This is a genomic window from Gordonia sp. (in: high G+C Gram-positive bacteria) (genome assembly GCF_052106715.1).
Lineage (GTDB): Bacteria > Actinomycetota > Actinomycetes > Mycobacteriales > Mycobacteriaceae > Gordonia.
This window is the reverse complement of sequence record NZ_JBQEDL010000042.1, coordinates 21,586-27,687: the sequence shown is the minus strand read 5'-3', so window position 1 is coordinate 27,687 and position 6,102 is coordinate 21,586. Positions and strand designations below refer to the sequence as shown.

Sequence of the window (6,102 nt, the reverse complement as noted above, 5' to 3'; positions counted from 1 at the left end):
AAGAACCCCTCGCTCCCGGCACCACCCGAGAACTACACAAATGATATAACTCACCTACGACAAGAACTAATGTTCGAACAGATGCGCACCGCAGCACCACACCCCTAACCGTCGGCAGAAAGCGAAACGACCGCAGCACCGACTCCGTGTGGAGTCGGCGCCGCGGCCTGACCTGCGGTCGGTGAAGTACTAGATTCGGCTACTTCGTGCGCGAATCTCCGGTCTCGGTATCGATACGCTCCTTGCGTACGTCATCAGAGACCGTCTTGGTCTCGGTGACCGCTTCGGTACCGACCCGCACACGCTCCACTGGCACCTGCTCCTTGTTCACCACGAGGCGCTCTTCGTGGAGCGGCACCTCGATCGACTCATCGCCGATCGTCGAATTGTCGTCCAACCTTGCCGCTTCGTCGGACGAGATCGGCGTCCGTTCGACCACGACCTCCTCCCGAGTCACCGGCACCTCGACCTGCTGAGTCTCTGTGACGACGTACTTGCGGAGGCGCGCCTTGCCGGTGACCTCCTGCTGCTTGTCGACGTTGAGCTGTTCCTCGTGACGGATCACGGTGTCGCCGTCGGTCGACTGGCGTGCCGCGGTGTCAGTTGCGCCGCGTGTGGCTGCGTCTGCGGCTGCCGGTCGGGAATCGCCAGTGGTTCCCGCAGCCGCGGTGCCTGCAGCCGCGGTGCCCGTAGGTGCGTTGTCTGCTGCGGCGGTGCCTGCGGTCTCCCGCTGTGGTGCCTGGCCCTGCGCCGCATGCTTGCCGCTGTTGTCGGTCGCGGTCGGACGAATTCCGTAGTGCGCGTACAGTTCCTGCTCCTGCTTGGCGCTGATGCCGTCATCGGCGTCGAGGTGCGGAGCGTCCTTCACTGCGGCCTTGGTCGGTGCGACCACAAGGTCGTCGCCGGAGACTGCGGCCCCCGCGAGCGGTACCAGAGAACTGCTGAGTCCGAAGAGTCCGGTGTTCACAGCAGCCCACTTCGGTGCACCGCTCTGGTTGTCGAGATAGATCTGGTCGACTTTTCCGATCTTGTCGCCACCCTTGTCGAGTGCCTTTGCGCCGATCAGTTTTTCGAGGTCGGTCTGGGTGATGCTCATAGTCGATCTCCCTTCATCGTGTCCTCAAGGTCCCCCCCTCAAGGAATTGGCGTGCGATCCTCGCGGTCTCTGCGCGACGAATCGATCCGCCTCCATCCACCCGAACATGATCGGAAGAAATGCGCAGCGGCACGGAGACGCCTGGCGCATTGATATCAGGGAAACTCGAGATTAAGTTGCCGGTCAAAACGCTAGAGCGTCAATGAAATCCGTTAGCCGAGTTGGAGATCGACAGAGTTCTCTTATGTTTCTATGAGGGGATGGCGATGTCTCGTTAGGGTTCGACTACGCGCCGTAGTGCTCAATTGCCCAGTGCGCCGAACAAGCGGCCGACGCTCCAGCGCTTCTTCTGCGCCTTCGCCGCCGCCGCAGGCGCGCCGCCGCTGCTCGAGTTCGAGGCGCCACCGTTCGTGGACGATTCGTATGCGACACCGGTCAATTCGAGGACGTCGACATCCGGCGCGACGCCGCTCACTGACCCGAGGCTCTGGACCAGAATGTCACCGTCCATTTCGGGGTCGCTGTCATCGTCGCCTGGGATCCGGAAAACAGACTCGGCCGGCGATTCCGCACCGTCGTCGACGGTGATCTCGCCTTCCTCTTGCCGCAGTCGGCGGACCGGCGTGCCGTCGACGACCACGCGATAGTCGCTGAAGTCGACGCTGGGGACCGTGCAACCGAAGTGTACTGTTCCGGGCAAATCGATCCTGCTCTGGTCGATTGCGTCCATGAGTCGCTCACCGCCGTCGACGATGATCGTCGAAGACCGTGTGCGGATGACGCAGGCACGTTCGTCGCCCGGCACGGTGGCGACGTCTTCGGATGTGACTTCTAGTCCGAGCGAACGGAAGCCGAGTCGGCTGAGTTGGTCATCAGTGAGGACGGATTCCGCGACCGCAACGGTGACAGTGATGCCCATGCCCTGAAGAGTATTGGTCGACTGCTCAGTCGTCAGAGTCAGACGTAGTCCGAATGAATGCTTTGACCTGGCTATTCAATGGAGCCGATGACGGGAATCGAACCCGCACTCTCAGCTTGGGAAGCTGATGTTCTACCACTAAACTACATCGGCATAGCCACCTGAAGCGGCGCGAAATCACCATAGCAAACGAGCATCACAAGGCATGTCCGCGGTGTGCTCCGATCGCTGCCCCGGTGAGCCCGACCACCGGCGAGCCATCAATGACGAAAACTGCGCCTATCTGCAGTAACCTCGTCTACGTGCTGCTATCTGACCGCGACATTCGTGCCGAGATCGCCGAGGAACGGCTTGGGATCGACCCGTTCGACTCGACACTCGTCCAGCCGTCGAGCGTCGACGTCCGTCTCGACGGACTCTTCCGCGTTTTCAACAACACCAAGTACACGCACATCGATCCGGCGAAGCGGCAGGACGAGTTGACGACCCTCGTCGAGCCGCCCGACGACGAGCCGTTCGTCCTGCACCCGGGGGAGTTCGTGCTCGGGTCGACCCTAGAAGTGTGCACGCTTCCCGACGACCTCGCAGGCCGGCTCGAAGGTAAGTCGTCGCTCGGTCGGCTCGGTCTCCTGACTCACTCGACAGCCGGATTCATCGATCCCGGTTTCTCCGGCCACATCACGCTGGAACTGTCGAATGTGGCAAACCTGCCGATCACGCTGTGGCCGGGAATGAAGATCGGCCAACTCTGCCTGTTCCGCCTCTCGAGCCCCGCCGAGTCACCGTACGGAAGCGCTGCAGTCGGCTCGAAATACCAGGGACAGCGCGGCCCGACACCGTCCAAAGCGTATTTGAATTTCCAGAGCTGACTCATGAGCGATCAGTACGACACCGCACCGTGGCTGTCCGGATTCACCATTCCGGCAGCCCCGACGGGTGCCGTGCTCGCTCTTACCTTCGGGCAGTCGGGGATTTGGACGGGTCGCGTCGACGGACGCCGACGGATCGTCGCGTCATTGTCGGAACCGCGGATCGTCCCGAGCGTTCTCGACATGCGTGTCGCAGCGGAGTTGGTCGAGAACGGGAGCGTCGCGGAAGCCGCAGAGCCATCGGTTTTCGCCGAACTGACCGAACTGGTCGCGCGAGCACGCGACCAGTTCGACGGCCGCGAGAGCATCTTCGTGATGGGCGCCGGAACGTTGCGGTTCGTTGCGGTGAGTCGGGCTGACATCGTTGAGGCGACAGTCCCAGAAGTCAACCGAATCCACGGCATGATCGTCGAGCTCGCAGGTGATCAGCCCGTCGACGCGATCCTTCTCGGCCCAGGGACCGATCTGTGGCCCGGCTTGTGGGAATCGCTCACCGAACGCGGCTTCACCGCACTGTCTCCGGGCGATCGGTTCCCCAACACGTTCGGCGGTGACGACGACCCGACCAACACTTTTGCGCGGATCGCCGAAGCCCCGGTACCCCTCGCCTGGGGAGCCCCGCCGTCCGAGAGCGGGCCCGTCTCGTTCAGTGCGTCCGGTATCGACCCTGCCGATTACGGGCTCGACGAGTACGGAAACGTACAGTTCGACGCGGCTCTCGGCGAACCGTATCGGGACCTTCAGGACGAGGCTTCCCTTGAGCGCGAGGAGGATCCGGGCGAAGCGCGTCGCGCAGCCGAGAGTAAACGCCGGTGGCAGATCACTGCAGCAGCCGCGATCCTCGTGCTCGTCGGACTCGGCGGCGTCGGCACAGCGGTCGCCACGAACATCCACGAACACAAGGGTCCGAGCATCGACGAACTCGGGGATCTGTCTGGCAACGAAACGGCCTCCGAGGCCGAAACGGTTGCGCCCGCACATATTCCGAACTCAGCCGACCGCAAGGAAGTCGCTGCTGCGCGCGCGAAGATGCTGAAGTACTCGACGCCGCCGCCCCCTCCCAAGCCCAAAGCGACGACGACGCAGAAGCAACAACAGCAGGAACCACAGCGGCAGCAGACTCAGGAGCGCCCGCGGCCGGGCCCCGAACCGCAGCCGAAACCGCGGAAGCGGACTATCCCCAATCCGATTCCTGGGCTGCCGCCCATCGTCATCGGGTAGGCGCTGCCGTCGGGGGGCTGGAAGTTCTGACTAGCTGGGCGGGGCCAGATCGTCAGTCGCGGCGGTTCTTTCGTTCGCGTGCCACCTCGAGGTAGTCGTCGAGCTGACGAGAGAGCTCTCGGTCCAGCGCGCGATACAAGGTGTTGTGGGCGGCGACGCGGCCGGTTCTGCGCAGTTCACCGAGGAAGTGTGTCGCCCAGTCCGACTCCTCACCGGCTTGCGGAATCCAGCCGTCGAACCGGCCCTCGGTGATCGCGCTGCGACCGGCGGAGATCAGCGTGTGAGCTGCGTGCCGCATGTCTTCGTCCAGCTTTTCCTGAAGGTCGAGGACATACGACAACGGCATTCCGATTGCCATCAGGCGCACGTATCCGTCGATGCTCTCGGTGTCGTTGATCGTGTACTCCTCGGGCAGCACTCCGTCGCCGACCGGTTCGATCAGACCCGATTCGCGTATCCGCGCCATCAACTCGGGGTCGTCCGTCCCGAGTAGCTCGTACAGCTCGTCGACGGTGACTGTCTGGGACGGAGTCCGCGACCACGGCTCGGTGACGAGTTCGCGCAGGCCTAAGACCTCTGCGATGTCCTCACCCTGCTCCATGCGCTCGAAGAACTCCGCGATATGGGTCATCGTGAAGCCACGGCCCAACAGGTCGTTGATGATGTGGAGCCGTGAAAGATGCTCGTCACAGTAGATCGCGATCCGGCCTCGACGTTCAGGCCGAGGGATCAGGCCGCGATCCTGATAGCCGCGCACGTTCCGCGTCGTCGTGCCCGCTTCACGCGCAAGGTCGTCGATTCGGTATTCGGTCATTCCCATGATTCTTCCAAACCCCGAGGCGTCGGGCCGGAAGAACCAGGTGAGATGTCCTACACCTCGATGGTGAGCGACTCGGACGCGCACCGCGAGACGCATGGCAGGAAGTAGCCTGACTCTCGCTCGGGTTCCAGCAGGCTGCCGTCGCGGTGGTCGACGACGCCGGCGCTGACCCGCACCTTGCACGTACCGCAGAAGCCCTGCTGGCATGAGTACGGAGCGTTCGGTCGCAGCCGACGCAGCGCGGTCAGGGCCGACTCGTCGGCGGCGACTGTCTCCGTCTCACCGGTCGATGCGAGCGTGATCGCGAACTCGGTGCCGTTCTCGATCGGGGGCGGTGAGAATCGTTCGTAGTGCAGTTCGACGTCGGTGCGATCGACCAGATGCGTACGCAAAGCCTCCAACATCGGAGTCGGGCCGCAACAGTAGACGGCGAGGCCCCTGTCTCCGACGTCGCCGACCAGTTCGTCCATCGTCGGCAGTCCGTGCTCGTCGTCGGTCCGGATCTGCACGCGGTCCCCGTAGCGTGCCAGCTCATCCCGGAATGGAATCGAGTCGAGGGTGCGGCCACTGTAGATCATCGACCAGTCGATGCCGAAACGGTCGGCCACTGCGATCATCGGAAGGATCGGGGTCACACCGATGCCTGCGGCGACGAAACGCAGTCGTCCGACTGGTGACCCGTATCCGGGCATCGCTAACGGGAACGCGTTACGCGGACCTTTGACCTCGATGGCGTCGCCGACACCGAGGGTGTCGTGGACCTCGGTTGATCCGCCGCCGCCGTCCGGGATACGACGAACGGCGATGCGGTAGGTCGTCTGATCGCCCGGATCGCCGCACAGGGAGTACTCACGCATCCGGCCAGACGGCAACAGCAGGTCGAGGTGAGCGCCGGAACGCCACGGAGGAAGCACCGAACGGTCCGGTGCGGCGAACGTCAACGCGATCACGTTCTCGTCGTGTGCGACGACGTCACGGGCGACGATCTCCAGTGTCTGGACTCCGTCGTTCTGCGGGACGTCCCGCAGAGGCGCGAGGGGAGCCCAGAACGGGAACCACACCTTGCCGATACCTGTGAGGACGCGCATCAACGGATCACGGCGCCACCGACCGGTCAGGTGCGCGGGTTCGGCGGCCAGCGTCGTCTCGTGCGGATGTTTGATGTGGTTCATGACCG

6 protein-coding genes and 1 tRNA gene are annotated in these 6,102 nt (G+C 63.5%); 2 read left to right on the top strand and 5 right to left on the bottom strand.

Translation table 11 applies throughout. The annotated features are described in order from the left end of the window. Positions 1–199 precede the first annotated feature (199 nt). From ACTIMF_RS16755 to ACTIMF_RS16745, 3 genes are all read right to left on the bottom strand, one after another. Entirely contained in the window at positions 200–1,096 is an 897-nt protein-coding gene (locus tag ACTIMF_RS16755; protein ID WP_442351419.1) for a DUF2382 domain-containing protein, read from the bottom strand. Between the two features lie 301 nt (positions 1,097–1,397). Further along, positions 1,398–2,015: a hypothetical protein gene (locus ACTIMF_RS16750; RefSeq protein ID WP_442351418.1), complete on the bottom strand. Its 618-nt coding sequence runs from the start codon at positions 2,013–2,015 to the stop codon at positions 1,398–1,400. A gap of 79 nt (positions 2,016–2,094) precedes the next feature. Then, positions 2,095–2,168 (bottom strand) — tRNA-Gly (locus ACTIMF_RS16745). Between the two features lie 149 nt (positions 2,169–2,317). On the opposite strand from ACTIMF_RS16745, the gene dcd reads away from it, so the two are divergent. Next, positions 2,318–2,884, top strand: coding sequence for a dCTP deaminase (gene dcd / locus ACTIMF_RS16740; RefSeq protein WP_442351417.1), 567 nt, complete (start codon positions 2,318–2,320; stop codon positions 2,882–2,884). 3 nt (positions 2,885–2,887) lie between these two features. Continuing rightward, complete coding sequence (locus ACTIMF_RS16735; RefSeq protein ID WP_442351416.1) at positions 2,888–4,105, top strand: hypothetical protein; 1,218 nt, start codon at positions 2,888–2,890, stop codon at positions 4,103–4,105. 52 nt (positions 4,106–4,157) lie between these two features. Here ACTIMF_RS16735 and ACTIMF_RS16730 read toward each other — a convergent pair whose 3' ends face one another. Then, the gene (locus ACTIMF_RS16730) at positions 4,158–4,919 is read right to left on the bottom strand and encodes a MerR family transcriptional regulator (protein WP_442351415.1); all 762 of its coding nucleotides are present in this window, start codon (positions 4,917–4,919) and stop codon (positions 4,158–4,160) included. A gap of 56 nt (positions 4,920–4,975) precedes the next feature. Beyond that, positions 4,976–6,097, bottom strand: a complete 1,122-nt coding sequence (locus tag ACTIMF_RS16725) for a PDR/VanB family oxidoreductase (RefSeq protein WP_442351414.1) — start codon at positions 6,095–6,097, stop codon at positions 4,976–4,978. Positions 6,098–6,102: the final 5 nt, after the last annotated feature.

Bases quoted from the DNA above. Each gene is read 5' to 3' on its own strand.
- ACTIMF_RS16750 (WP_442351418.1), bottom strand. From the start codon at position 2,015: ATGGGCATCACTGTCACCGTTGCGGTCGCGGAATCCGTCCTCACTGAT.
- ACTIMF_RS16725 (WP_442351414.1), bottom strand. From the start codon at position 6,097: ATGAACCACATCAAACATCCGCACGAGACGACGCTGGCCGCCGAACCC.
- ACTIMF_RS16730 (WP_442351415.1), bottom strand. From the start codon at position 4,919: ATGACCGAATACCGAATCGACGACCTTGCGCGTGAAGCGGGCACGACG.
- ACTIMF_RS16735 (WP_442351416.1), top strand. From the start codon at position 2,888: ATGAGCGATCAGTACGACACCGCACCGTGGCTGTCCGGATTCACCATT.
- ACTIMF_RS16755 (WP_442351419.1), bottom strand. From the start codon at position 1,096: ATGAGCATCACCCAGACCGACCTCGAAAAACTGATCGGCGCAAAGGCA.